Source organism: Nocardioides sp. NPDC057767 (assembly GCF_042798275.1).
GTDB lineage: Bacteria > Actinomycetota > Actinomycetes > Propionibacteriales > Nocardioidaceae > Nocardioides.
This window is the reverse complement of the sequence record NZ_JBHVKJ010000003.1, coordinates 111,036-135,380: the sequence shown is the minus strand read 5'-3', so window position 1 is coordinate 135,380 and position 24,345 is coordinate 111,036. Positions and strand designations below refer to the sequence as shown.

At 69.7% G+C, this 24,345-nt stretch carries 22 protein-coding genes; 11 read left to right on the top strand and 11 right to left on the bottom strand.

The window, feature by feature from the left end:
- Positions 1-85: 85 nt before the first annotated feature.
- Positions 86-481 carry a hypothetical protein gene (locus ACFVDI_RS02995; RefSeq protein ID WP_378900265.1) on the top strand — a complete coding sequence of 132 codons (396 nt, stop codon included), beginning with the start codon at positions 86-88 and terminating at the stop codon, positions 479-481.
- Positions 482-502: 21 nt separating this feature from the next.
- On the opposite strand, the gene ACFVDI_RS02990 is transcribed toward ACFVDI_RS02995, so the two are convergent.
- The gene (locus ACFVDI_RS02990; RefSeq protein ID WP_378900262.1) at positions 503-856 is read right to left on the bottom strand and encodes a type II toxin-antitoxin system PemK/MazF family toxin; all 354 of its coding nucleotides are present in this window, start codon (positions 854-856) and stop codon (positions 503-505) included.
- A gap of 39 nt (positions 857-895) precedes the next feature.
- On the opposite strand from ACFVDI_RS02990, the gene ACFVDI_RS02985 reads away from it, so the two are divergent.
- Positions 896-1,465 (top strand): Uma2 family endonuclease, encoded by a 570-nt coding sequence (locus ACFVDI_RS02985; RefSeq protein ID WP_378900259.1) that lies wholly within the window; start codon positions 896-898, stop codon positions 1,463-1,465.
- Here ACFVDI_RS02985 and betT read toward each other — a convergent pair.
- The 3 genes from betT to ACFVDI_RS02970 all read right to left on the bottom strand — a co-directional run bounded on the left by betT (position 1,446) and on the right by ACFVDI_RS02970 (position 6,902).
- Positions 1,446-3,587, bottom strand: coding sequence for a choline BCCT transporter BetT (betT, locus tag ACFVDI_RS02980; RefSeq protein ID WP_378900256.1), 2,142 nt, complete (start codon positions 3,585-3,587; stop codon positions 1,446-1,448). The two genes, ACFVDI_RS02985 and betT, sit on opposite strands and share 20 nt — an antisense overlap.
- A gap of 70 nt (positions 3,588-3,657) precedes the next feature.
- On the bottom strand, positions 3,658-5,394 hold the full coding sequence (betA, locus tag ACFVDI_RS02975; RefSeq protein WP_378900444.1) for a choline dehydrogenase: 1,737 nt from the start codon (positions 5,392-5,394) through the stop codon (positions 3,658-3,660).
- A gap of 5 nt (positions 5,395-5,399) precedes the next feature.
- Positions 5,400-6,902, bottom strand: coding sequence for an aldehyde dehydrogenase family protein (locus ACFVDI_RS02970; RefSeq protein ID WP_378900253.1), 1,503 nt, complete (start codon positions 6,900-6,902; stop codon positions 5,400-5,402).
- Between the two features lie 167 nt (positions 6,903-7,069).
- Between ACFVDI_RS02970 and ACFVDI_RS02965 the strand changes: the two genes are divergently transcribed.
- From ACFVDI_RS02965 to ACFVDI_RS02945, 5 genes are all read left to right on the top strand, one after another.
- Positions 7,070-7,642 carry a TetR/AcrR family transcriptional regulator gene (locus tag ACFVDI_RS02965; RefSeq protein WP_378900250.1) on the top strand — a complete coding sequence of 191 codons (573 nt, stop codon included), beginning with the start codon at positions 7,070-7,072 and terminating at the stop codon, positions 7,640-7,642.
- Positions 7,643-7,720: 78 nt separating this feature from the next.
- Positions 7,721-9,799, top strand: coding sequence for a family 20 glycosylhydrolase (locus tag ACFVDI_RS02960; protein ID WP_378900246.1), 2,079 nt, complete (start codon positions 7,721-7,723; stop codon positions 9,797-9,799).
- 98 nt (positions 9,800-9,897) lie between these two features.
- Positions 9,898-11,100 (top strand): NAD(P)/FAD-dependent oxidoreductase, encoded by a 1,203-nt coding sequence (locus tag ACFVDI_RS02955; RefSeq protein WP_378900244.1) that lies wholly within the window; start codon positions 9,898-9,900, stop codon positions 11,098-11,100.
- Positions 11,097-11,468: a hypothetical protein gene (locus tag ACFVDI_RS02950; protein WP_378900242.1), complete on the top strand. Its 372-nt coding sequence runs from the start codon at positions 11,097-11,099 to the stop codon at positions 11,466-11,468. Before ACFVDI_RS02955 ends, ACFVDI_RS02950 begins: the two co-directional genes overlap by 4 nt.
- Before the next feature lie 110 nt (positions 11,469-11,578).
- Positions 11,579-12,433 carry a phosphatidylinositol-specific phospholipase C/glycerophosphodiester phosphodiesterase family protein gene (locus tag ACFVDI_RS02945; RefSeq protein ID WP_378900240.1) on the top strand — a complete coding sequence of 285 codons (855 nt, stop codon included), beginning with the start codon at positions 11,579-11,581 and terminating at the stop codon, positions 12,431-12,433.
- Positions 12,434-12,441: 8 nt separating this feature from the next.
- Here ACFVDI_RS02945 and ACFVDI_RS02940 read toward each other — a convergent pair whose 3' ends face one another.
- Positions 12,442-13,281: an RCC1 domain-containing protein gene (locus ACFVDI_RS02940; RefSeq protein WP_378900238.1), complete on the bottom strand. Its 840-nt coding sequence runs from the start codon at positions 13,279-13,281 to the stop codon at positions 12,442-12,444.
- A 91-nt stretch (positions 13,282-13,372) separates the two neighbouring features.
- Here ACFVDI_RS02940 and ACFVDI_RS02935 point away from each other — a divergent pair, with 91 nt between their 5' ends.
- A complete protein-coding gene (locus tag ACFVDI_RS02935) occupies positions 13,373-14,320 on the top strand; it encodes an RNA polymerase sigma-70 factor (RefSeq protein WP_378900236.1) in 948 nt (315 codons plus the stop codon).
- 151 nt (positions 14,321-14,471) lie between these two features.
- On the opposite strand, the gene ACFVDI_RS02930 is transcribed toward ACFVDI_RS02935, so the two are convergent.
- The 3 genes from ACFVDI_RS02930 to ACFVDI_RS02920 all read right to left on the bottom strand — a co-directional run bounded on the left by ACFVDI_RS02930 (position 14,472) and on the right by ACFVDI_RS02920 (position 17,538).
- The gene (locus tag ACFVDI_RS02930) at positions 14,472-15,812 is read right to left on the bottom strand and encodes an MFS transporter (protein WP_378900233.1); all 1,341 of its coding nucleotides are present in this window, start codon (positions 15,810-15,812) and stop codon (positions 14,472-14,474) included.
- A 73-nt stretch (positions 15,813-15,885) separates the two neighbouring features.
- Complete coding sequence (locus tag ACFVDI_RS02925; protein ID WP_378900230.1) at positions 15,886-16,782, bottom strand: shikimate dehydrogenase; 897 nt, start codon at positions 16,780-16,782, stop codon at positions 15,886-15,888.
- A 132-nt stretch (positions 16,783-16,914) separates the two neighbouring features.
- Positions 16,915-17,538, bottom strand: coding sequence for a TetR/AcrR family transcriptional regulator (locus ACFVDI_RS02920; protein ID WP_378900227.1), 624 nt, complete (start codon positions 17,536-17,538; stop codon positions 16,915-16,917).
- Positions 17,539-17,620: 82 nt separating this feature from the next.
- On the opposite strand from ACFVDI_RS02920, the gene ACFVDI_RS02915 reads away from it, so the two are divergent.
- Positions 17,621-19,393, top strand: coding sequence for a bifunctional sugar phosphate isomerase/epimerase/4-hydroxyphenylpyruvate dioxygenase family protein (locus ACFVDI_RS02915; protein ID WP_378900224.1), 1,773 nt, complete (start codon positions 17,621-17,623; stop codon positions 19,391-19,393).
- Positions 19,394-19,519: 126 nt separating this feature from the next.
- On the opposite strand, the gene hppD is transcribed toward ACFVDI_RS02915, so the two are convergent.
- Positions 19,520-20,725 carry a 4-hydroxyphenylpyruvate dioxygenase gene (gene hppD, locus ACFVDI_RS02910; RefSeq protein WP_328531168.1) on the bottom strand — a complete coding sequence of 402 codons (1,206 nt, stop codon included), beginning with the start codon at positions 20,723-20,725 and terminating at the stop codon, positions 19,520-19,522.
- Between the two features lie 119 nt (positions 20,726-20,844).
- Between hppD and ACFVDI_RS02905 the strand changes: the two genes are divergently transcribed.
- Positions 20,845-21,315, top strand: a complete 471-nt coding sequence (locus ACFVDI_RS02905) for an Lrp/AsnC family transcriptional regulator (RefSeq protein ID WP_378900220.1) — start codon at positions 20,845-20,847, stop codon at positions 21,313-21,315.
- An 11-nt stretch (positions 21,316-21,326) separates the two neighbouring features.
- Here ACFVDI_RS02905 and ACFVDI_RS02900 read toward each other — a convergent pair whose 3' ends face one another.
- Together ACFVDI_RS02900 and ACFVDI_RS02895 are read right to left on the bottom strand one after the other, a co-directional pair.
- Positions 21,327-22,412, bottom strand: a complete 1,086-nt coding sequence (locus ACFVDI_RS02900; RefSeq protein WP_378900217.1) for a sensor histidine kinase — start codon at positions 22,410-22,412, stop codon at positions 21,327-21,329.
- A 10-nt stretch (positions 22,413-22,422) separates the two neighbouring features.
- Positions 22,423-23,088: a response regulator transcription factor gene (locus ACFVDI_RS02895; protein WP_378900214.1), complete on the bottom strand. Its 666-nt coding sequence runs from the start codon at positions 23,086-23,088 to the stop codon at positions 22,423-22,425.
- 85 nt (positions 23,089-23,173) lie between these two features.
- On the opposite strand from ACFVDI_RS02895, the gene ACFVDI_RS02890 reads away from it, so the two are divergent.
- Positions 23,174-24,319 carry a lipid II:glycine glycyltransferase FemX gene (locus tag ACFVDI_RS02890; RefSeq protein WP_378900211.1) on the top strand — a complete coding sequence of 382 codons (1,146 nt, stop codon included), beginning with the start codon at positions 23,174-23,176 and terminating at the stop codon, positions 24,317-24,319.
- The last annotated feature ends 26 nt before the right edge of the window (positions 24,320-24,345 follow it).

The window sequence follows — 24,345 nt, the reverse complement described above, 5'->3', positions numbered from 1 at the left end:
ACCTGGAACACTTCAACGGGGCCGAACGTCCCGACTTCGTCCGGGTACCTCCCGGGGCATACCTCCGCTCCCCTAGGCTCCGTGAATGCCCTCCGAGACCCCCGAGACCCTCTTCGTGGCGCACGCGACGGGTCGTCTCCTGCACGTCCGGGCCTGCCCCCAGCTCATCGGCCTCGACGCCCCGGTCATGGCCACTCCGGCTCAGATCGAGACCCTCGGCACGTGTGCCTGGTGCGCCAAGGAGCTCTCCGAGGACGGCCGTAGATACTTCGACTCCGTCGAGCAGGCCGTACGCACCCTCGACCCCTCCGACGAGGCCGTCCGTGCCACCGAGGCGGCTCTCGGCGACGTCGACTACGAGCTCGTCTGGGTGCCGCCCAGCTACTCGCACATCGCTGTCGGGGACAAGGAGCATGCGGTGGCCTGGATCGGGAGGGGCTGTGTGATGCACGAGGACGGGCGCCTGATCGACTTCGGCTGAGTCCCGTCCTCAGATCCCGTCTCACCCTGTGGGGTCGGCTGCGCCCTCGGGGTCGGCCAGACGGAGGGCTTCATCGATCTCGATGAGCTTCGCGGAGGACAGGGCACCCGCTCGCTCGATCAGCTCGTCCCGCGACAACGTGGTCAGCCACGTGCACGGGGTGAAGCCGGGACGCGGGAGCGCGACCCGCAGCACGCCCTCGAAAGGCAGTCCTTCCGGAGCGCCTACTGTCACTTCGACGGCCAGACCGGTGACGTCGACACCCGCCGGGGCGACGACCTGCATCACCTGGATCGCGGACAGGTCGTCTCCCGACAGCAGCACGACCGGCCGCCGCTCGTCGAACTCCACCCACCAGATCTCGCCTCGCTGCACTTGTCCTCCTGACTCAGGACGGCAGGCTATCCTCGAACCATGACCGCGCTGCCCGACTGGATGCACCCTCCGCGTGAGGAGGGTTGGTACTCCGAAGACCTCGACATGCTCGTCGAGGCACCGCGTCACACCGAACTCATCGATGGAGTCCTGGTCTTCAACATGTCACCGCAGCGCCGCTGGCACAGTCGGCTCGTCACGGCCCTCACCAACGCGCTCACGGCGCAGGCCCCCAACGGGTTCGAGGTGGATCGGGAGCTGACGGTGGTGCTCGACCGGCGCAACCGGCCGGAGCCGGACGTGCTGGTGAGCACGACCCGGATCTCCGACCAGGCCTCGTTCTACGACGCCGACTCCGTGGTTCTCGTGGTCGAGGTGGTCTCCCCGGAGTCCGAGCATCGCGACCGATCGGTGAAGCCGCAGAAGTACGCCGAGGCGGGGATCTCCCACTACTGGCGCATCGAGAACGAGGACGGCGCGCCCGCGATCCATGTCTACGAGCGCGACGACCTCACCAATGCCTACGTGGCGACCGGGATCTTCCGCGACCGCCTCGACGTGGCGGTTCCGTTCCCGGTCAAGATCGACCTCATCGATCTGCTCCGCTGAGCTTCTCCTCCGCGGCCACGTCGGCCGGCAGCTGCTCCTGCTGGACGAGGTGGAGGTAGGAGAGGTGACGCTCGTACTGGTCGAGGACGTCACCCATCAGCTGGTCGCGTGAGTAGCCGTTGACGTCGTAGCCCTGGGTGCCCTCGGCGAGGTGGACCTCGGTGCGGAAGTAGTGCTCGCCGGAGACGCGGCCGACGGCGAACGTCGGTGCAGGGCAGGGCTGCGGAGTGAGCTTGTAGACGAACGCCGGGGCGTCCTCGAGCTCGGTGTGGAGCTGGACACCGTGGACGCCGCGCACGGCCTTGGTCTCCGAGACCACCGAGGAGAGCCCGTGGGAGCAGAGCTCGGTGGCGACCTCCTCGAGGACCGGCGTCGCGACGCTCTCGATGAACCGCTCGGTGTCCCGCGCGGTCGGGTAGGTGACCGAGCGGCGCAGCCGCTGCGACAGCGAGGGACGTACGCCGCCGTCGGCCACCCCGGCCAGGCGGGCCGAGGAGATGGCGGCCGGCAGGGAGTACCGTGCGCTGTCGGTCTTGAACGACTCCAGCCGTAGCGAACGGTGGAGCCCGACGGCGACCAGGGCGAGCACGATCGAGAACGGCAGCCCCATGATGATCGTGGCGTTGGTCAGCGTCGTCAGCCATGCGTCACCGCCCGCGAACATCAGGGCGAGGGTCAGCGCTCCGATCGCGAACGACCAGAAGATCCGGACCGGGATCGAGCAGTCGGCCATCGGGTGCGGCAGGCGCGAGGTGAAGTTGCCCATCACCAGCGCACCGGAGTCGGCAGAGGTGACGTAGTAGAGGAACCCGGTCAGGGTGGCGAGGGCGACCAGCGCGATCGCGCCCGGGTAGTTGTCGAGGAAGGCGTAGAAGCCCTGGGCGTAGTCGCCGTTGGTGAGCTCCCCGAACTCGGCGTCGCCACCGCGGATCCGGCCCAGCGCGCTGTTGCCGAAGATGGTGACCCACAGCAGGATGAAGCCGAACGGGATCATCATCACGCCGACCAGGAACTGTCGGATCGTCCGACCGCGCGAGATCCGTGCCAGGAACAGCCCGACGAACGGCGACCAGGCGACCCACCAGGCCCAGAAGAAGAGCGTCCACAGGTTCTTCCAGACACCGACGTCGGGGTTCTCGGCGGTGGCGTACGGCATCGTGTCGAAGCTCATCCCCGGCAGGTGCACCAGGTAGTCGCCGAGGTTCATCACCAGCGAGTTGAGCAGGAACGCGGTGTTGTCGGAGAAGAGCACGTAGAGCATCAGAGCCAGCGAGAGCAGCACGTTGAGCTCGGAGAGCCGGCGGATGCCCTTGTCGACCCCGGAGACCGCCGAGACCGTGCCGAGCAGGACGGCGACCACGACCAGGCCGACCTGGGCGGCGCGGCCCTCGGGGATGCCGAACAGGACGTTGAGACCCGCGTTGAGCAGCGCGATCGAGATGCCGAGCGAGGTGGCGATGCCGAAGATGGTGCCGAGGACGGCGGCCAGGTCGATGCCGTCACCGAGCCGGCCGTGGACCCGCTTGCCGAAGATCGGATAGAGCGCCGACCGGATCGAGAGCGGCAGCCCGTGGCGGAAGGAGAAGTAGCCCAGCGCCATGCCCATGACGGCGTACATCGCCCAGCCGGACAGGCCGTAGTGGAACAGCGTCCAGGTGACGGCCTGCTCGGCAGCCGCGACGTTGCCGCCCTCTCCCGTGGGCGGGGTGAGGTACTGCGAGACCGGCTCGGCCACGGAGTAGAACATCAGGTCGGCGCCGATGCCGGCCGCGAAGAGCATCGCGGTCCAGGTGAACATCGAGTACTCCGGCCTGGACTCCTCCGGACCGAGCCGAACCCGCCCGTGGCGGGACAGGCAGATGAACAGCACGAACGCGATCAGTGCTGCGGCCAGCGCGAAGTACCACCAGCCGAAATAGTCCGAGATCCAGGTGACCACGTGCCCGATCGCGGTGCCCGCGGTATCAGGCGCGAGCAACGCGAAGAGCGTGAACGCGACGACCACCCCGGCGGAGCCGAAGAAGACGGTCTTGTTCAGCTCCGGCTTCGTCGTGGGGATCTCGTCTGGGGCCGTTGCGGGTTCGCCCAAGGGCGTACGCGGCGGGTCGATTGTCTCCGGCATGAGCTGTCTCCTCCGGTTCGGGTGCCCGGGAGGCTGGTCCGCCCGGCGCCGACTTGGGTCACGATGGGTTTCAGATCTGGTTGCGCGGGTCTCCCGCCGGCCACAGCGGCGAGTCGTCGCGGTGGCGGTAGTAGGGAGCGTCCGAGGGTGCCAGCGGGGTGTTGCCCGCGATCAGGTCGGCGGCCTTCTCCGCGACCATCATCACCGGGGCGTAGATGTTGCCGTTGGTGACGTACGGGAAGACGCTGGCGTCCACGACCCGCAGGCATTCGGTGCCGTGCACCTTCATCGAGGTCGGGTCGGTCACCGACATCTCGCCGGTGCCCATCGCCGCGGTGCAGGACGGGTGCAGCGCCGTCTCGGCGTCCTTGCGGACCCAGTCGAGGATCTCCTCGTCGGTCTCCACCGACGGCCCCGGGGACATCTCGCCCGCGTTGAACGGTGCGAACGCGGGCTGGTTGAGGATGGTGCGCGCCACTCGCACGGCCTCGACCCACTCGCGGCGGTCGTTGGGCGTGGAGAGGTAGTTGAACAGCATCGACGGGTGCTCGAACGGGTCGTCGGACTTGATCCGGACGTGGCCGCGGGTGTCGGCGTACATCGGGCCGATGTGCACCTGGTAGCCGTGCTGGCCCTTCTCCTGGCCGGGCGCCATCGAGCCGTCGTAGCGGATCGCGATCGGCAGGAAGTGGAACATCAGGTTGGGCCAGTCCACGTCCTCGTTGGACCGCGCGAACCCGCCGCCCTCGAAGTGGTTGGTCGCCCCCAGGCCCTTCTTGCCGAAGAGCCACTGCCAGGCGATCTTGGGCCGCTGGTGCCAGACCAGACCCGGTGCGATCGAGACCGGCTGCTTGGAGGCGTACTGGATGTAGACCTCGAGGTGGTCCTGGAGGTTCTCCCCCACCCCGGGAAGGTTGTGCACGACGTCGATGCCGTGGGAGCGCAGCAGCGACTCCTCCCCCACACCGGAGAGCTGGAGCAGCTGGGGCGTGTTGATCGCGCCACCGCAGCAGATGATCTCCTTGGCCCGGACCGAGTGAGCCTTGCGGGCGCGGCCGACGCCGCGTACGTAGTCCACGCCGGTCGCCCGCGGGACGTCGCCGGCGGTGTCGAAGCGGATCTTCGTCGCGTGCGCGAAGGTCTCGACGGTGAGGTTGGGACGGTTCATCACCGGGTGCAGATAGGCCCGGGCTGCCGACCAGCGGCGGCCGTTCTTCACGTTGCGGTCGAAGGGGGCGAAGCCCTCCTGGCGGTAGCCGTTGACGTCGTCGGTGAGCGGGTAGCCGGCCTCCTGGGCGGCCTCGAAGAACGCCGAGAAGAGCGGGTTGGAGGCGGGTCCGCGCTCGAGGTGGAGCGGCCCTGAGCCGCCGCGCCACTGGTCGGCGCCGGAGGTGCCGTCCTCGAGGAAACGGCTCTCCATCCGCTTGAAGTACGGGAGCACGTGGCGGTAGTCCCAGCTCTCCATCCCCGGGTCCGCCGCCCAGCGCTCGTAGTCCATCGGGTTGCCGCGCTGGAAGATCATCCCGTTGATCGAGCTCGAGCCGCCGAGCACCTTGCCGCGGGCGTGGTAGACCTTGCGGCCGCCCAGGTGGGGCTCGGGATCGGACTCGTAGCCCCAGTCGTAGAGCTTGGAGCCGATCGGGAACGGCAGCGCCGCCGGCATGTGGATGAACGGGTCGATCTTGAAGTCGCTGTGACCGGCCTCCAGCACCAGCACCTTGGTCGAGGGGTCGGCGCTGAGCCGGTTGGCGAGCGCCGATCCGGCCGATCCGCCGCCGATGATGACGAAGTCGTACGTCTGGGTCATCTTCTTCACTTCTCCTCTGCGGTGCCCGCGCTCGGCGCGGACGGGGCGAACCAGTGCTGCGGGCTGGGGTCGATGTTGTGCCAGATGTGCTTGGTCTCGCGGTACTCCTCCAGCCCGGCCCGGCCGAGCTCGCGACCGATGCCCGACTGCTTGTAGCCGCCCCACTCGGCCTGGGCCACGTAGGGGTGGTAGTCGTTGATCCAGACCGTGCCCATGCGCAGCCGGGCGGCGACCCGCTCCGCGCGGCCGGCGTCGCTGGTCCAGACCGCGCCGGCGAGGCCGTAGATGGAGTCGTTGGCGATCCGGACGGCGTCGTCCTCGTCGGTGAAGGTCTCCACGGTGAGGACCGGGCCGAACGACTCGTCCTGGGTCACCGACATGTCGGTGGTGCAGTCGTCGAGGATGGTCGGCAGGTAGTAGAAGCCGTCGGCGAGCGCGGGGTCGTCGGGACGCTTGCCGCCGGTGCGGAGGGTGGCGCCCTCGGCCAGCCCCTTGGCGACGTACGCCTCGACCTTGTCGCGGTGGGCGCTGCTGGTCAGCGGGCCGGTCTCGGCATGCTCGTCGAAGGGGCCGCCGAGGCGGATCTGCTCGGCACGCGCGACCAGCTCGTCGACGAAGCGGTCCTTGATCGACTCCTCGATGATCAGCCGCGCCCCGGCCGAGCAGACCTGGCCGGAGTGCAGGAAGACCGCGGTCAGCGCGAAGTCGAGGGCCGTCTCGAGGTCGGAGTCGGCGAAGACGATGTTGGGGTTCTTGCCGCCGAGCTCGAGGGCGACCTTCTTCACCGTCGCGGCGGCGTTGGCCATCAGCCGCTTCCCGGTGGCGAGGCCACCGGTGAAGGAGACCAGGTCGATGCGGGGGTCCTCGGACAGCGGTGCGCCCGCGGTCGGCCCCTCACCGAGGACCAGGTTGCCGACACCCGCCGGGAGCCCCGCCTCCTCGAGCACCTTCATCAGGTGGATCGCACTGTGCGGCGTGATCTCGCTCGGCTTGAGCACGAAGGTGTTGCCCGCGGCCAGGCACGGCGCGACCTTCCACGCCACCTGGAGCAGCGGGTAGTTCCACGGCGTGATCAGGCCGCAGACACCCACCGGCTCGTGCACGATCCTGCTCTTCACGCTCGCGTTCCCGGTGTCGATCACGCGGCCGGCGTCCTCGGTGGCGACGTGTCCGAAGTGGCGGAACACCGAGACCACGTCGGCGACGTCGTACTCGCTCTCGACCAGCCGCTTCCCGGTGTCGAGCGACTCCGCCCGGGCGATGATCGCGGTGTCCCGGTCGAGCAGGTCGGCGACCCTCAGCAGCAGGTCGCCCCGCTCCCGCGCGGGCGTCGCCGGCCACTCGCCGCTGTCGAAGGCGTTCCGTGCCGCGGCGATCGCGGCCCGGGTGTCCTCGGCTCCAGCCTCCGCAACGGTTCCGACGACCGCGCCGTCTGCGGGACAGCGGATCTCCCGCTGGTCGCCCGACTGCGCGGGCAACCAGCGCCCGTCGATGTAGATCTGGCTCATGCAACCTCCGGCGTCGGGTTGCCCGGAAGGCAACCGCGGGTGAATTGCAGATGATCCTGCGCGGACGCGAAGGGCCAGGTCAAGGGCTTGGCGGACAAAATTGTTGCAGGTGGTACAAATTTGTTGCAGGTGATACAAATGGCGTATCCAGTTGTTACAGTCGCCGCATGACGACCGCTGGCACCGCGCCCGCCAAAGATCCACAGCGCCGCGCCGCCTGGGCCGAGCTGGCGACCGACTACGTCCACGCGAACGGCCTGATCGGCCTGAGCCTGCGGCCGCTGGCGGCCGAGCTGGGCACCAGCAACCGGGTCCTGCTCTACCACTTCGGGACCAAGGACCAGCTGGTCGCCGACGTCCTCCGCACCTCCAACGAGCGGTCGGTCGCCGAGGTCGCCGCGCTCGAGCCCTCCGAGGACCTGCGGTCCGCCGTCTATGACCTCTGGGCGGTGATGGAGGGCGACCGGTGCAGCAGGATCTATGTGGAGGCGGCCGCACTGGGTCTCTTCGGCAGGGAGCCGTACGTCTCGGCGGTCCAGGAAGCCAACACGCTGTGGATCGCCGGTCTCATCGCGCATCTGACCAAGTCCGGAGTGGACCCCGCTGTCGCCGAACGAGCAGCCAACGTCATCGACGCCGCGTTCATGGGCTTCCAGCTCAGCCTGGGTCCCGACGGCAGCCACCCGGAGCGCGCCCGGTCCGTCGATGATCTGGCGGACGCCGTCGCCGCTCTGGCCTGACGATCGCTGAATTCCGCGACGCTGCGGCGCCGACGCCGTTACTCTCGATGGTTGACCGAGTTCGCCGTCGATGGAGGCATGCGCATGATTCGTTCGGGCTCTATCCAAATTCTGACAGCGGCGTTGGCAGTCGGCGTCGCCACCGTGCTCATCGCCGCGTCGACCACGTCATCCGCCACTGCTCAACCCCGGGCGGAACGCCTGGCCAAGGCTGAGACTCCAGTGCCAGGCCTGGTGCCGAGGCCGCTCCAGGTGAGCGCGAAGGGTGGGCCCGACTTCGTCCTGACCGGGCAGTCCCGCATCGTCGCCCGCGGAACGGACGCCGACGAGGTGGGCGACCTCCTGGCCGCCGAGCTGCGCCCGGCGACCGGCTTCGGCCTCCCGGTCGTCACCGGCAGGCCGACCTCTCGCGATGTCGTCCTGACGGTCGACCCCGAGGCCGGGTTCGACAAGGTCGAGGGCAACCCGGAGGCATACAAGATCTCTTCGACGGCCACGGGGGTCAGGGTCACCGGAGCGAGTCGCCACGGGCTGTTCAACGGCACCCAGACGCTTCGGCAGCTGCTGCCGGCGTTCGCCGCGTCCCACTCGCGCGTCAACACGGCCTGGACGGTGCCGGCGGTCTCGATCCTGGACGCGCCGCGATTCAGCTATCGCGGACTCATGCTCGATGTCGCCCGCTCGTTCCTCGAGGTCGACGAGGTCAAGCAGGTCATCGACGCCGCGGCGGCCGCCAAGATCTCGGTGCTGCACCTGCACCTGGCCGACGACCAGGGATGGCGGATCGACATCACCAACTCCGGCCGGGCGCCCGGTGACGACATCGACTACACGGCACTGACCCGGGTCTCGGGCGCGACCGCGGTGCTCGGCAACCCGTATCAGAGCGCCGACGGTCACACCGGGTTCTACACCCAGGACGACTATCGCTCGCTGGTGCGGTACGCCGCCGAGCGCGAGGTCGAGATCATTCCCGAGATCGACATCCCCGGCCACACCAATGCCGCCCTGGCCGCGATCCCGCAGCTCAACACCGCCGGGTCGAGCCACCCGGCGACCGAGGACGAGCCGGTGGCGCCGCACAACGGGACCATCGACGTCGGCTACTCCTACCTCGATCCGACCTCCGAGGTGACCTACACGTTCATCGAGCACGTCTTCTCGCAGCTCGCCGCGCTCACGCCGTCGGAGTTCCTGCACGTCGGCGGCGACGAGTCGCACGCGATGACGCAGCGCTATGGCCACGAGGGCTACGTGGCGTTCGTCGAGCGGGCGCTCGCGATCGTCCACGGACTCGGGAAGAAGACGATCGGCTGGAACGAGTACGCCGAGTCCGGGCTCACCCCGGGTGACGGTGTTCAGTACTGGGCAGGCACGACCGAGCACGCGAAGCGCGCCGTCCTCGAGGACGGCGCCAAGCTGCTCGTCTCGCCGGGCAACATGTCGTACCTCGACATGAAGTATCACCCGAAGACGCCCATCGGGCTCTCCTGGGCGTGCTCGGGCGACTGCGACGTCGCGCACTACTACGACTGGAGCCCGCAGGAGGTCATCGCGGGTGTCGGGGACGAGCACATCCTCGGCACCGAGGCACCGCTGTGGTCCGAGACGGTCCGGGGCGTCGACCAGGCCGAGTTCATGATCTTCCCCCGCATCCTCGCGCACGGGGAGACCGGCTGGACGGCCGAGTCGCTGCGCTCGCCGTCGGACTTCGCGGCGCGGCTCGCCTCGGTCGGTCCGCGACTGGCCGCCGCCGGCACCAACTTCTACGACGGGCCGCAGATCGCCTGGTCGACCGAGCTCGCCGGAACCGATGCCGCGGTGTCTGCCGGATCGGCCGGATCGGTGTCGGTCGGACTGCTCGCCGCCCCCGGGACCAAGACGGACGGGGCCACGGTCACCGTCGACGAGGTCGACGACGCGGACAGCACCGGTGGCTCGTCGCTGACCGCACCGCTCACGGCGACGGTCGACTTCGGCGACGGATCGGCTCCGGTCCCCGCACGGTTCACCGCGTCCGAACCCCGGGACTCGCTCCACGCTGCCGGGGTCTACGCGGTGACGGCTGCTCATGCGTACGACTCCCCGGGGACGTATCGAGGCACGATCGCCGCCTCCGACGGCTCGAGGGCGAGGTTCACCATCACGGTCTCCTGACCGAGTGGTGGTGGTGAGGCCGAGAGTGACCTGTGGCTCACTCTCGGCTTCACCACCTCCCGATGTCACAGACCTCGCTGGAGGGGTGTCTTGAGGGTATGAACAACCAAGAAGCCTTCAGCAGGAGCCGGGTCGTGGTCGTCGGCGGCGGATATGCCGGCGTGATGGCCGCCAACCGGCTCGCCAAGCGCGACGACATCGACATCACCCTGGTCAACCCGCGCGACCAGTTCGTCGAGCGGATCCGGCTGCACCAGCTGGCCGCCGGCGGGACCTCGGAGGCCGTGGTGTCCTACGCCGACGTGCTCAGCCCGCGCGTTCGGCTGGTGGTCGACACCGTGGCCGCCATCGACGCGGGCGCGCGGACCGTCGCGCTCGGGAGCGGGCAGCAGATGACGTACGACTACCTGGTCTACGCCGTCGGCAGCGCCGGCACGACCCAGGTCGCCGGCGCGGCGGAGCACGCGTTCGGGGTCTCGACCTACGAGGAGGCGACCCGGCTCAAGGCGACGCTGGAGGCGACGCCCGCCGATGCCCCGGTGATCGTCGTCGGCGGCGGACCGACCGGCATCGAGGTCTCCTCCGAGCTCGCCGAGGCGGGCCGGAACGTCACGCTGATCTGCGGGGACAGGCTCGGTCCGTGGCTGCACGAGAAGGGCCGCCTGGTCGCCGAGCGAGACCTGCGACGCCTCGGCGTCGGCATCGTCGAGGGAGCCCGGGTGGCCGAGGTGATGGAGGGCAGCGTACGCCTCGACAACGGCCGCGAGCTACCGAGCGCGGTGACGATCTGGACCGCCGGTTTCGCCGCACCGGACCTGGCCCGCACCAGCGGGCTGTCCACCGACGAGCTCGGCCGGCTGATCACCGACGAGACGCTGACCAGCGTCGACGACGACCGGATCATCGCGACCGGCGACGCCGCGGCACCATCGGGGATGGCCTACCGGATGAGCTGCCAGGCGGCCAACCAGCTCGGGCCGCTCGCCGGCGAGACAGTGCTCACACGACTGGCCGGTGGGACCCCTGAGGCCACTAGCATCGGCTTCGTGGGTCAGTGCATCAGTATCGGCCGCGAGCGCGGCCTGGTGAACCTCGCTCGTCGCGACGACTCCGCGGTCGCCGGCCGCATCCGGGGCGTACCGGCCGCGAAGATCAAGGAGCTGGTCTGCCGCAGCACGGTCTGGGCGCTGTCGATGGAGGCACGGCGCCCGGGGTCCGCCTTCGGCTTCAAGGACCGTTCGCGCGCCGGACTGGTTCAGGCGGCAGGCGTCATGCCGCTGACGAAGGGGCGGAGCCGGTGAGCCTGGCTGTCACCATCGTCGCCTGGGTCCTGGCCGCCTTCGTCATCGTCGTCGGGGTGGCCCACCTGGTCACTCCCGGCAAGGTGGAGCCGCTGGTCCCGGAGTGGTGGCCGGCGAAGCGGGCGACGGTGTACGCCTCCGGGGTCACCGAGGTGGTGATCGGGATCGGTCTGCTGGTCCCGGCAACCCGCACCTGGGCGGCCGGCGTCGCGGTGCTGATGTTCCTCGCCTACACGCTCGTCCACCTCGACGACCTCCGCCACACCTCCCGCGCCACCCGCGCCAGCGACACCACCAGCGGCGTCGTCACCCGGGGTGTGGTCAACCTCGCGTACGCCGGGCTGGCCCTCTTCGTCTGCCTCGGCTGAGGCTTGGGCAAAGCCCTTCGGGAGGAGTTCAGGCAGGGGACGTACGGCCGTCGCCACGGGATCACGCGGTCCGGCCAGGTTGAGGGCCACCCTCACCGAAGGAGATCCCGATGCGCACCTTCCTCAGCTCCCTGACCGCAGTGCTCGCGGCGGCGGCGTTCCTCTCCCCCGCCGCCGCGGCGAGCGCGACCGACTCGACGCCCACGACCGCCGAGCTCGGTACGCCGCACCCGCAGGCGCACGCGCACAACGACTACGAGCACGAGCGCCCGCTGTTCGACGCGCTCGAGCACGGCTTCACCAGCGTCGAGGCCGACGTGTGGCTGGTCGACGGCGAGCTCCTGGTGGCGCACGACGCGGTCGATCTCGATCCGGCGCGGACCCTGGAGGGTCTCTACCTCGCCCCGCTCAAGGCGCTCGTCAAGGGCAAGGGGCGCGACGTCTACCCCGGCTACGACGGCACCTTCCAGCTCCTGATCGACATCAAGAACACCGGTGAGGCGACGTACGCGGCGATCGAGAAGGAGCTCGCCGCCTACGAGGAGCTCTTCACCCGATACGAGAACGGCGTCGTCAAGGACGGTCCCGTCGAGGCCGTGATCAGCGGCGACCGGCCGCTGGAGACGATGCGGAGCGCGACCCGACGGCTCAGCTTCTACGACGGCCGGATGGGCGATCTCCGCTCCGGGATGCCGGCGTCGCTGATGCCGCTGGTCAGCGACAACTGGACCAAGGTTTTCGTCTGGCAGGGCATCGGCCCGATGCCGGAGGCCGAGCGGCGCAAGCTGCACGAGATCGTCGACCACGCCCACTCCCAGGGCTATCGGGTGCGCTTCTGGGCGACGCCGGACGCCGACGGTCCCGCGCGAGAGGCGGTCTGGACCGAGCTGCTCGCGGCCGGCGTCGACCACATCAACACCGACGACCTCGAGGACCTGGACCACTTCCTGGCCGAGAACCGGTAGCGAGGACCTCAGCGCCGGAGCGGCGGCCATCCGGTGACGTCGCACTGACCGTGCTCGTCGCTCCCGGTGGCGACGACGGACCCGTCTGCCCGTAGCCCGAGCGTGTGCCTGGAACCGGCAGCCACCGCGACGATCTCGCGCCAGTCGACGACATCGCACTGACCGGCGTCGTTGCCGCCGACGGCCGAGGCTCGGCCGTCGGCGGTGACGGCGACGGTGTGGTAGCTCCCGGCGGCCACTGCCACGACGTCGCTCCAGGCCTCGACCTCACAGGCACCACCGGTGCGGTCTCCCACCGCGAGGACGCGGCCGGCGCTGGTCAGACCGACCGTGTGAAGGTAACCGGCGGCGACGGTCGTGACGTCGGTCCACCCGCCGACGGAGCACTGTCCGCGGCGGCCGTTCCCCACGGCGATCGTCGTCCCGTCCGCCCGGAGGCCCACCGAGTGCCAGTCGCCGCACGCCAGCGCGACGATCTCCCGCCACGAGCTCACCTCGCCGGCACCTTCGGCGAGCCTTCCCGCGGCGAGCACGGTCCCGTCTGCACGTAGACCCAGTGTGCGGCGCCAACCTGCCGCGACCGCGGTCACCTCACGCCAGGAGCTGACCTCGCACTGACCCTCGTTGTTCCAGCCCGCCGCCACCACGGTGCCGTCGGACCGGAGCCCGACGCTGTGGGAGCGTCCGGTGTTGGAGGCCGTGTGTACGTTGCCCGCGGCCACGTCGATGACCTCGGTCCAGCCCGCTGTTCGGCACTCCCCCGACGCTCCCGCACCGGCGGCGACGACAGTGCCGTCCGCGGAGATCCCGAGCGAATGGCGCGGCCCGGCCGCGATCAGATGACCCACGAGAGCAGTCTGGAACCCATCCCGGCCGATGTCACAGTCCCGGGCGCTGCGTCGTCCCAGGGTGGAAGATGTGACCCGAGGGAGGACGACCGTGACACCTGAGACCGAGATCGAGTTCGAGGAGCTGCGCCCGCTGCTGTTCTCGATCGCCTACCGCATCCTCGGCAGCGTGAGCGAGGCCGAGGATGCGGTGCAGGAGACCTGGCTGCGACTGGAGTCGACCTCGACCGAGCCCGACTCGCTCAAGGCCTACCTCTCGACCGTCGTCACCCGCATCTCCCTCGACGTGCTTCGGTCCGCGCGCGTGCGGCGGGAGACGTACGTCGGGCCGTGGTTCCCCGAGCCGCTGCCGACCGACTCCCGCGTCGGCGAGCGCGAGGACCTCTACGCCAGCCCAGAGCGCGCGACCGAGCTGGCCGACTCGGTGTCGATGGCCGCACTCCTGCTGCTCGAGCGGCTCAGCCCGCTCGAGCGAGCGGTGTTCGTGCTGCGCGAGGTCTTCCACTTCGGCTTCGCCGACATCGCGGCCGCGGTCGACCGCTCCGAGGCGGCCTGCCGCCAGCTCGCCTCGCGTGCCCGCCGCCACATGGACGACGGGAAGCCGCGCTTCGAGGCGGACCGGCGCAAGCGGGCCGAGCTCTCCGACAGGTTCTTCGAGGCGTTGCGCGACGGCGACCTCGACCGGCTCCAGGCGCTGCTGGCCGCCGACGTCGAGACCGTCAATGACGGCGGTGGCATCGCCGGTGGCGTCGGTGGGCGGTTCGGAGCGGAGAAGGCGGCACGCATCCTGGTCGCCGCGGTTCCGCCGCTGCTCGCCATCGGCGCCCGCCTGGAGCAGCGCGAGCTCAACGGCGAGCCCGGCGCCATCCTCCGCGACGCCGACGGCGCCATTCTCGGCACCTGGACCCTCGACATCCTCGGCGGCCAGATCCAGCGGATCCTCTCGGTCACCAACCCGGAGAAGCTGGGCCACCTGGGTCCGGTCGCGGACCTCAAGGACGTCGTACGCCGCCGCAACCGCCACCGCCGCGAGCAGTGACGCCGCTGGTCGAGCCCGCCCCGCTGGTCGAGCCGCTGGGCGGAGGCGTGTCGAGACCAACACGGTCCCTTCGAGCGCCGATAGGACTGTGTTGGTCTCGACACGGATTCGCTCGTTCCTCACGAATCCGGCTCGACCAGCGGAGGGATCCTCAGGCGACGGCGCCCTGCGGGGTCGGCGACGTCCGCAGACCGAGGTCGGCGGTGCGTACGTCCTTGGTCTCGCGTGCGGTCAGGGCGGCGATCGACGCGACGAGGCAGACGACCGCGGTGTAGCCGGCGGTGACGACCCAGCCGCCCTCCTTCACGCCGCCGAGAGCGGTGACGATCGACGGCGTGAACCCGGCCAGCATGAAGCCGATCTGGGTGCCGATCGCGACGCCGGAGAAGCGCACCGGCGTGGAGAACATCTCCCCGTAGAACGAGGGCCAGGTGGCGTTGGCGGCCGCGTAGCCGAAGGAGAAGGTGACGATCGCGAGCGCGAAGACGAGCAGCTCGCTGCCCTGGCTCATCGAGAGCAGGTAGAAGGGCATCATCACCGCGCTGGCCACGGCGCCGTAGATGAAGACGGGCTTGCGTCCGACCCGGTCGGCGAGCCGGCCGAACATCGGCTGGGTGAACAGCGCGACCAGGTTGGCCGCGACGACCAGCCACAGCGTGATCGAGTCGACCATGCCGACCGCGACGCCGTAGGCGATGGCCAGGTTGCCGAACACCGTGGAGACGGCTGCGATGAAGGCGCAGCAGATGACCCGGAGCACGTCGACCCAGTGGTCGCGCAGCAGCACGGCGAGAGGCAGCTTGGCGACCTCGTTGTTGGCCTTGGCCTCCTCGAACTCCGGGGTCTCGTTGAGGCGGCTGCGGATGAAGAACGCCACCACGACCACGATGGCGGAGAGCCAGAACGGGATCCGCCAGCCGATGCCGTACTTGATCTCGTCCGGGAGCGCGACCACCGGGATGAAGACGAGCGCCGCCAGGATCTGGCCGCCCTGGGTGCCGGTCAACGTCCAGGAGGTGTAGAAGGAGCGCTTGTCGTCGGGGGCGTGCTCGAGCGTGAGCGAGCTGGCACCGGCCTGCTCACCCGCGGCCGAGAGCCCCTGGAGCAGGCGGCAGAAGACCAGCAGCGCGGGCGCGATCCAGCCGGCCTGGTCGAAGGACGGCAGACAGCCGATCAGGAACGTGCTGCCGCCCATCAGCAGCAGGGTGAACAGCAGCACCTTGCGGCGGCCGATCCGGTCACCGAAGTGACCGACGAAGACCGCGCCGACAGGACGGGCGACGTACGCGAAGGCGAACGTCGCGAACGACATCACCAGCGCGGCATCGCCGGCGCTGGGGAAGAAGACGTGCGGAAAGATCAGCGCCGCGGCAGAGCCGAAGACGAAGAAGTCGTAGTACTCGACCGCGCTGCCCATGAAGCTGGCCAGTGCGGCCCGGACCGGGGTCTTGCCTTCTTGGTTCTCGGTGCTGTCGATGTCAGGTCCCGCCATCGGGTCCTCCTCGGGGTCTGTCCCGCGGTCCTGACCGCGGGCTGTGGGGGGTGGTGGATGAGGTGTTCAGAGGTCAGCCGGCCGCGGCCAGCTCGCGCAGGTGGGCGAGCATCCGCTCGGCATCGGGGTCGATGCCGGTGATCAGCCGGAAGGCGTCGACGGCCTGGTAGACCGCCATCTTGCCTCCGTGGAGCGTCGGGCAGCCGACCTCACGCGCGGCCTGCAGCAGCGCGGTGTCCAGAGGCCGGTAGACGATGTCCGCCACCCACAGAGGGCGTCGGTCGCTTCGCTCCCCGCCCGCTCGCGCCTCGGGGCGGAGGAGGCTGGTGTCCAGGGGCGTGCCGGGGTGGTCGGCCATGCCCATCGGGGTGCAGTTGACCAGTCCGTCGGCGTCGGGCACGAGCGCGGCCAGCTTGTCGACGTGGCTCGCCTCGACGGCGCTGTCCGGGTGGTGGCGCCGGATCTCCTCGACCCGCGCCTGGGCACGGTCGAGGTCCATGTCGGCGATGACCAGCCTTTCCACGCCCTGGCCCACGAGCGCATGAGCGACGGCCGAGCCCGCGCCTCCCGCGCCGAGCTGCACGACGGTGCCGAGCGGCGCATCCGGCATCCCGGTACGCAGCGCGTGGCCGAACCCGGTCGTGTCGGTGTTGTAGCCCACCGCACCCTCGTCGGTGAAGACCACGGTGTTGACCGCGCCGAGCCGTGCCGCGGTCTCGTCGAGCCGGTCGAGGTGCTCGATCACGAGCTCCTTGCAGGGGTGAGTGATGTTGAGCGCGTCGAAGCCGAGGCGCCGGGCCTCCCTCATCAGGTCGCCCACGCCTTCGGCCGGGACGCCCAGCTCGGTGATGTCGAGCGTCTTGTAGGCGTACGACAACCCGTGCTCGAACCCTTCGCGCATGTGCAGCGCCGGACTCAGCGAGGGGCCGACTCCCGCGCCGATCAGGCCGACGAGAAACGAAGACTTCATCTGGGCGATCCTTAATGTACGAACTAGTACGTTACGAGAGTGAAGGGCATCACATCACACCTCGACTCGTCAACCCCCACACAGCAAAGAGCCCGTCCCCGCAGCGCGGGAACGGGCTCTTCTGGCCGGCGATCAGTGGGCGGTGAGCCAGCCGACGACGATGTCGCCGAGGATGCGGCGGTGGCGCTCGCGCACGTCAGGGGCGAGCATGTCGCGCCCGAACAGGAAGCCGAACGTGGCGCTGTTGGCGACCTGGAAGACGCAGAACGCGCTGATCATCATGTGCACGTCGACGGCGTCGACGTCGGCGCGCAGCTCGCCGGAGGCGCGACCGCGCGCGAGCACCTCGTCGAGGACGGTGGCGGCCGGAGCGCCGAGCTCGCGCAACGACTCGACCTTCTCCAGATGCCGGCCACGGTGGATGTTCTCGACGGAGACGAGGCGGATGAAGTCGGGGTGGTTGACGTGGTGGTCGAAGGTGAGCTCGGCGATCCGACGGATCGCATCCACCGGCTCGAGATCACCGGCATGCAGGCTCTGCTCGAGCTCGCGGATCCGGCGATAGGCCGCCTCGAGCACGGCCAGGAACAGCCCCTCCTTGCCGCCGAAGTAGTAGTAGATCATCCGCTTCGTGGTGCGGGTGCGCTCGGCGATCTCGTCGACCCGGGCACCCGAGTAGCCCTGCTCCGAGAACACCTCGGTCGCGACCTCGAGCAGCTCGGACCGGGTGCGTTCGGCATCACGCGACTGAACCATGCCCCGAGCCTAGAGCACGACCCGCTTCCCAACCCGCAGCAATGAATGTACCGTTTCGTACATTAGCCACGAACGGAGACCCATGCGCACCTCGATCGCCACCGTCTGCCTCAGCGGCGGCCTCGTCCAGAAGATGTACGCCGCGGCCGAAGCCGGCTTCGACGCGATCGAGATCTTCGAGCCCGACCTCATCGCCGCACCCCAGTCCCCCGAGGAGATCCGGGCGCTGGCGTCCCGACTGGGCCTGACCCTCGCCCTCTATCAGCCCTTTCGTGACGCGGAGGGCGTCGACGAGTCGGCCTTCGGCGACGTGCTGCACCGGGCCGAGGCGAAGTTCCGGCTGATGCGGCGGCTCGGGATCGACCTGATGCTGGTCTGCAGCAACGTCGGCACGGCCACCGTCGACGACGACGCGGTCTCCGCGGGGCAGCTGCGTCGGCTGGGCGATCTCGCGGCGACGTACGGGATCCGGTTGGCGTACGAGGCGCTGGCCTGGGGCCGGTTCGTCGACGACTACCGGCGCTCGTGGCGCATCGTGGAGCTCGCCGACCACCCCAACGTCGGGGTCTGCCTGGACAGCTTCCACATCCTCTCGCGCGGCCACGACCCCAAGCAGATCGAGGAGATCCCGGGCGAGAAGATCTTCTTCCTGCAGCTCGCCGACGCGCCCGCGCTCAGCATGGACGTGCTCTCCTGGAGCCGCCACCACCGGCTCTTCCCGGGCGAGGGCAGCTTCGATCTGCCGTCCTTCCTCGGCCACGTGCTCCGCGCCGGCTACACCGGCCCGCTCTCGCTGGAGGTCTTCAACGACACCTTCCGGCAGACCGAGCCGGTGCGCACCGCCCGCCAGGCCCAGAGATCGTTGCGCTGGCTCGCCGACCGCACCGCCGACCTGCTCGGCGAGGAGGCGGGTCCGCTCCCCCGGCTGCCCGAGGTCGCCGCGCCTGAGGCCTTCGACTTCGTCGAGATCAAGGCGACGGACACCTCCGGCGTCGAGGTCCTGCTCGAGCAGCTCGGCTTCGACTTCGGCGGCCGCCACCGCAGCAAGCAGGTGCGACTGTGGACCTGGGGCTCGGCTCGCGTCGTGTGCAACGACGTACCCAGCGCCTCCCCCGAGCCGCGGATCGCCGCGGTCGGCTTCGATGTCGCCGACTCCGGCGCGGCTGCCGAGCGCGCCGCGCGGCTGATGGCACCGCCGGTCCACCGCCGGACCTACGCCGGTGAGCAGGCGCTGCGCGCGTTCACCTCCCCCGACGGCACCGAGGTCTTCCTCTCGCTCGCGGAGGACTGGATCGGCGAGTTCCACGGCGGGGTGTCGGGCACCGGGCAGGGCGCCCGCATCGACCACGTCAACCTGGTCCAGCCCTGGCACAGCTTCGACGAGGCGGTCCTCTTCTACACCAGCGTGCTGTCGCTGAACCCGCAGCCGACCCAGGAGGTCGCCGGTCCCTCCGGCCTCGTACGCAGCCAGGTGATGAGCTCGCCGGCCGGCGGCGTACGGCTGCCGCTGAACCTGCTCCCGACCGAGCAGCAGGGCCAGGCACAGCACGTCGCGCTCGCCTGCCACGACATCATCGGCGTCGTCGCGGCCGCCCGCGAGCGCGGGTTGCGGCCGCTGAAGGTGCCGGGCAACTACTACGACGACCTGGTCGCCCGCTTCGCCCTGCCCGAGGACCTCGTCGCCACCCTGCGCGACCTCGACCTGCTCTACGACCGCGACGCCGACGGCGAGTACCTGCACTGCTACACCGAGACCGTCGGCGAGGTCTTCTTCGAGCTCGTCGAGCGCCGCCGGCGCTACGACGGCTACGGCGCCGGCAACGCACCGGTCCGCCTCGCCCAACAGTCCCGCTGATCCCCGCCGCCGTCGGTCGAGCCGCGAGCGCAGCGAGCGTGTCGAGACCAACACAGTCGCGTACGAACCGTGTTGGTCTCGACACGGATTCGCTCGTTCCTCACGAATCCGGCTCGACCAGCGGTATCAGAAGTTGCCGCGGCGCTCCTGCTCGCGCTCGATGGCCTCGAAGAGAGCCTTGAAGTTGCCCTTTCCGAAGCCGAGCGAGCCGTGGCGCTCGATCAGCTCGAAGAAGACCGTGGGGCGGTCGCCGATCGGCTTGGTGAAGATCTGCAGCAGGTAGCCGTCCTCGTCGCGGTCGACGAGGATGCCGCGCTTCTGCAGCTCCTCGATCGGCACGCGCACCTCACCGATCCGGGCACGCAGCTCCGGGTCCTCGTAATAGGAGTCGGGGGTGTTGAGGAACTCGATGCCGGCATCGCGCAGCGCGTCGACGGTGGCCAGGATGTCGCCGGTGGCCAGCGCCAGGTGCTGGGCGCCGGGACCCTGGTAGAACTCCAGGTATTCGTCGATCTGCGACTTCTTCTTGGCGATCGCGGGCTCGTTGAGCGGGAACTTCACCCGGTGGTTGCCGTTGGCGACGACCTTCGACATCAGCGCGGAGTAGTCGGTGGCGATGTCGTCGCCGATGAACTCGGCCATGTTGGTGAAGCCCATGACGCGGCCGTAGAAGTCGACCCACTCGTCCATCTTGCCGAGCTCGACGTTGCCGACGACGTGGTCGAGCGCCTGGAAGAGGCGCTTGGGGGCGCCCTCGGGCTTCTTCAGCGTCGAGGTGCGGGTCACGTAGCCCGGCAGGTAGGGGCCGTCGTAGCCGGAGCGGTCGACCAGGGTGTGGCGGGTCTCGCCGTAGGTCGCGATGGCGGCGATGCGTACGGTGCCGTGCTCGTCGGTCACGTCGTGGGGCTCCTCGAGCACGGTGGCGCCGGCGGAGCGAGCGTGGGCGATGCAGCGGTCGACGTCGGGCACCTCGAGGGCGATGTCGATGACGCCGTCACCGTGGCGGGCGTGGTGGGCGATGATCTCGCTCTCGGGCGCGACGCCGCCCTTGATCACGAACCGCACTCCCCCGCTGCGCAGCACGTAGGAGTGGTGGTCGCGGTTTCCGGTCTCGGGACCGGAGTAGGCGACGAGCTCCATGCCGAAGGCGCTCTGGAAGAAGTGAGCGGTCTGGGTGGCGTTGCCGACGGCCCATACGACCGCGTCCCAGCCGGTGACCGGGAACGGGTCAGAGGTGTCGTCGTAGGCCACCAGGCCGACGAGCTGCTCCAGCTCGGCCAGCCCGAGTCCGGCGAGCTTCTCTTGGTTGGTCAGGGTGTCTGCAAGCGTCATGCGGGCAAGTCAAGTGGGCCGAGTCACACCAAACAAGTTGACCACTGAGCACTGGTCAATCTGTCAGATCGGACCAGACTCTTCAGCTTGTCGCTAGACAATCTGACTACCATCGGGTCATGAAACTCGATGACCTCGACGTCACCCTCCTGGAGACCCTGCACGCCCACCCCCGCGTCGGCGACCTCGAGCTCTCCCGCGTGGCCGGCGTCGCCCGCGCCACCGTGCAGAGCCGGCTGCGCAAGCTGACCGAGGCCGGCGTGATCCGCGACTGGGCGCCGACGATCGACCCGGCCGCGGCCGGCCACGCTGTGCAGGCCTTCGTGACGCTGGAGATCTCCCAAGGCGCCCTGGAGGACGTACGCCGCGACCTCGCCGAGATCCCCGAGGTGCTGGAGGCGTACGTCACCACCGGCTCCTTCGACGTCTTCTGCAAGGTCGCGACCGGGTCGCACGCGAAGCTCCAGGAGGTGCTCGTCCGCATCGACCAGTCCCACGCCGTCGTCCGCTCGACCAGCGTGGTCGCCCTCTCCACCCTGATCGAGCCGCGCACCCTCGACCTGCTGCGCACCGGGGCCACGCCGCGCTGACCGACTCGCGGCTAGGGCAGACGGGGCAGCTCGACCGAGACCCGCAGCCCGCCACCGGGGCGGGCGAGAACGGCCAGGTTGCCGTCGTGGGCGCGGGTGATGCTCTTGACGATCGCCAGGCCCAGCCCGACACCGGCATGGTCGACGTGGATGCGCTGGGTGCCTCGCTGGAACGGCTCGGTGAGGGTCGCGACGAGCTCGCGGGAGAGCTCCTCACCGGTGTTGGCGACGGTGAGGACCACGCTCCTCTCCCGGGCGGTGACGGCGACCGACACGGACCCGTCCTCGGGCAGGTTGTGGACGACGGCGTTGTGGATCAGGTTGGTCGCCACCTGGAGCAGCAGTGCCGGGGAGCCGCTGACCGGAGCCTGGTCACCGGTGACCTCGATCCGTACGCCGCGCTGCTCGGCCAGCGGCAGCAGCGTCTCGACCGCCTCCTCGGCGACCAGGGACAGGTCGACCCGCTCACGGACGAAGGAGCGCTGGTCGGCACGGCTGAGCACGAGCAACGCCTCGGTCAGGTCGATCGCACGGGAGTTGATCAGCCGGAGACGGTCGATGAGCTGGTCGACGTCGCGGTTCGGGTCCTTGCCGGCGACGTCGAGGAGCGTCTGCGTGATCGCCAGCGGGGTGCGCAGCTCGTGGGACGCGTTGGCCGCGAACCGCTGCTGCTCGGCCACCTGCGACTCGACCTTCTCCAGCATGTTGTCGAAGGCGTCGGCGAGCTCACGGAACTCGTCACCGGGGCCGTCGAGATCGACCCGGTGCGAGAGCGATCCGGTCGCGGCCGTACGTGTGGCCTCGGTGATCCTCCTCAGCGGCGCGAGCATCCGGCCGGCGAGAATCCAGCCGCCCACCAGCCCGAACACGACCAGGAAGCCCATCATCGTGGCCGCCCGCGGCGCGAACGCACGCTCGAGGTCGGAGCGGTTGGGGACGAAGGGTGCGCCCGGTCGCCCGGCCTGCTGCGGCCATTCCAACCACACCCCGTCCGGGACGTACCGCAGCAGGAAGACCCACACCACCGCGAGGAGCAGCACCCCGGTGACCACGATGACCCCGGCGTAGCTGAGCGTCAGCTTGAGCCGGACGCTCATCCCCGGGCGTCTAGGAACCGACATCGATCCGGTATCCGACACCGGGCACGGTCGCGATGATCGCGGGGTCGCCGAGCCGCTTGCGCAGGGCGGAGACGGTGATGCGTACGGCGTTGGTGAACGGGTCGGCGTTCTCGTCCCAGGCCCGTTCCAGCAGCTCCTCGGCGCTGACCACGCCGCCCTCCGCGGCGGCGAGCACCTCGAGCACCGCGAACTGCTTGCGGGTCAGCGCCACGTAGCGGCCGTCGCGGTAGACCTCCCGGCGGAACGGGTCGACCCGCAGGCCGGCGATCTCCCGCACCGGCGGCCGGCTGTGGGCACGTCGCCGATCGAGGGCCCGCAAGCGCAGCACCAGCTCGCGCAGCTCGAACGGCTTGGTCAGGTAGTCGTCGGCACCCAGCTCGAACCCGGAGGCCTTGTCGTCGAGCCGGTCGGCCGCGGTGAGCATCAGGATCGGCATCCCGGTGCCGGAGGCGACGATCCGCTTGGCGATCTCGTCGCCGGAGGGCCCGGGGATGTCGCGGTCGAGCACGGCGATGTCGTAGGTGTTCACGCTCAACAGCTCCAGCGCGGTGTCGCCGTCGCCGGCGATGTCGGCGGCGATCGCCTCCAGCCGCAGCCCGTCCCGGATCGCCCCTGCCATCAACGGCTCGTCCTCGACCACCAGCACCCGCATGCTCCGATCCTAGGTGGACGACATATCGCCGACGTATCCGAAATGCCATACGCCCTGACGACATCGCCTCGGGTTCACTGGCACGGTGACCTTCACCGTCCGACCGATCAGCCCCGCCGAGCACCTCGAGCACATCAGGTCGCGCCGGTCGGTCAGCTTCCTGCAGACCCCGGCCTGGGCCGACGTGAAGACCGAGTGGCGCAGCGAGTCGCTGGGCTGGTACGCCGGCGACCGGCTCGCCGGGACCGGGCTGGTGCTGCACCGGCCCGTGCCGCGGCTGGGCCACACCCTGGCCTACCTGCCGTGGGGTCCGGACATCGACTGGTCCGGCGGGCTCACCGTCTGGTTCCCGCCGCTCGTCTCCTACTTGCGGTCCCAGGGTGCGTTCGCGATCCGGGTGGCGCCACCGGTGCCCACGCACACCTGGGACGCGACCCAGGTCAAGGAGGGCATCGCCGACCCCGGGGTCGCCCGGCTCACCGACCTCCCCGGCCGGCCGGACCCGGCCGGTGCCGAGGTGACGCGATATCTCCGCGACTCAGGCTGGATCCCGCAGAACCCCGAGGACGGGTTCGGGGCGGGACAGCCGCAGTTCACGTACGAGATCCCGCTGCGGCGCCCGGACGGAACCGCCCGTTCCGAGGACGAGGTGCTCCGGGGCATGAACCAGCTGTGGCGGCGCAACATCAAGAAGGCCGCCAAGGCCGGCGTCGAGGTCACCACCTCCACCGGCGGCGAGGATTTGAAGGCCTTCCACGACCTCTACGTGCACACCGCCGAGCGCGACCACTTCACGCCGCGGCCGCTGGCCTACTTCGAGAGGATGTTCACCGCGCTCTCCGCAGAGGACTCCCCTGAAGACGGGGAACGGCGGATCGCGCTCTACCTGGCCCGCCACGACGGCGACCTCGTGGCCGCGACGATCTACGTCCGCGTCGGCGGTCACGCCTGGTACGTCTACGGCGCCTCCTCGACGCAGAAGCGGGACGTACGTGGTTCCAACGCCTGTCAGTGGGCGATGATCCGCGACTCTCTGGCCGCCGGGTGCGACGTCTACGACCTGCGGGGCATCACCCCGACCCTGTCCGCCGACGACCCGCACGTGGGACTGATCCAGTTCAAGGTCGGCACCGGCGGCCGGGCGGTGAGGTACGTCGGCGAGTGGGATCTGCCGTTGCGGCCGATCCTCTACCGGGCGTTCGACCTCTACATGAGACGACGGGGGCGCTGAGCAGCATGGCGAAGGATTGGGGAATC

Bases quoted from the DNA above. Each gene is read 5' to 3' on its own strand.
- ACFVDI_RS02920 (WP_378900227.1), bottom strand. From the start codon at position 17,538: ATGGTTCAGTCGCGTGATGCCGAACGCACCCGGTCCGAGCTGCTCGAG.
- ACFVDI_RS02960 (WP_378900246.1), top strand. From the start codon at position 7,721: ATGCGCATGATTCGTTCGGGCTCTATCCAAATTCTGACAGCGGCGTTG.
- ACFVDI_RS02915 (WP_378900224.1), top strand. From the start codon at position 17,621: ATGCGCACCTCGATCGCCACCGTCTGCCTCAGCGGCGGCCTCGTCCAG.
- ACFVDI_RS02985 (WP_378900259.1), top strand. From the start codon at position 896: ATGACCGCGCTGCCCGACTGGATGCACCCTCCGCGTGAGGAGGGTTGG.
- ACFVDI_RS02945 (WP_378900240.1), top strand. From the start codon at position 11,579: ATGCGCACCTTCCTCAGCTCCCTGACCGCAGTGCTCGCGGCGGCGGCG.
- ACFVDI_RS02970 (WP_378900253.1), bottom strand. From the start codon at position 6,902: ATGAGCCAGATCTACATCGACGGGCGCTGGTTGCCCGCGCAGTCGGGC.
- ACFVDI_RS02930 (WP_378900233.1), bottom strand. From the start codon at position 15,812: ATGGCGGGACCTGACATCGACAGCACCGAGAACCAAGAAGGCAAGACC.
- ACFVDI_RS02995 (WP_378900265.1), top strand. From the start codon at position 86: ATGCCCTCCGAGACCCCCGAGACCCTCTTCGTGGCGCACGCGACGGGT.
- ACFVDI_RS02955 (WP_378900244.1), top strand. From the start codon at position 9,898: ATGAACAACCAAGAAGCCTTCAGCAGGAGCCGGGTCGTGGTCGTCGGC.
- betT (WP_378900256.1), bottom strand. From the start codon at position 3,587: ATGCCGGAGACAATCGACCCGCCGCGTACGCCCTTGGGCGAACCCGCA.
- hppD (WP_328531168.1), bottom strand. From the start codon at position 20,725: ATGACGCTTGCAGACACCCTGACCAACCAAGAGAAGCTCGCCGGACTC.
- ACFVDI_RS02925 (WP_378900230.1), bottom strand. From the start codon at position 16,782: ATGAAGTCTTCGTTTCTCGTCGGCCTGATCGGCGCGGGAGTCGGCCCC.
- betA (WP_378900444.1), bottom strand. From the start codon at position 5,394: ATGACCCAGACGTACGACTTCGTCATCATCGGCGGCGGATCGGCCGGA.
- ACFVDI_RS02895 (WP_378900214.1), bottom strand. From the start codon at position 23,088: ATGCGGGTGCTGGTGGTCGAGGACGAGCCGTTGATGGCAGGGGCGATC.
- ACFVDI_RS02905 (WP_378900220.1), top strand. From the start codon at position 20,845: ATGAAACTCGATGACCTCGACGTCACCCTCCTGGAGACCCTGCACGCC.
- ACFVDI_RS02965 (WP_378900250.1), top strand. From the start codon at position 7,070: ATGACGACCGCTGGCACCGCGCCCGCCAAAGATCCACAGCGCCGCGCC.
- ACFVDI_RS02900 (WP_378900217.1), bottom strand. From the start codon at position 22,412: ATGAGCGTCCGGCTCAAGCTGACGCTCAGCTACGCCGGGGTCATCGTG.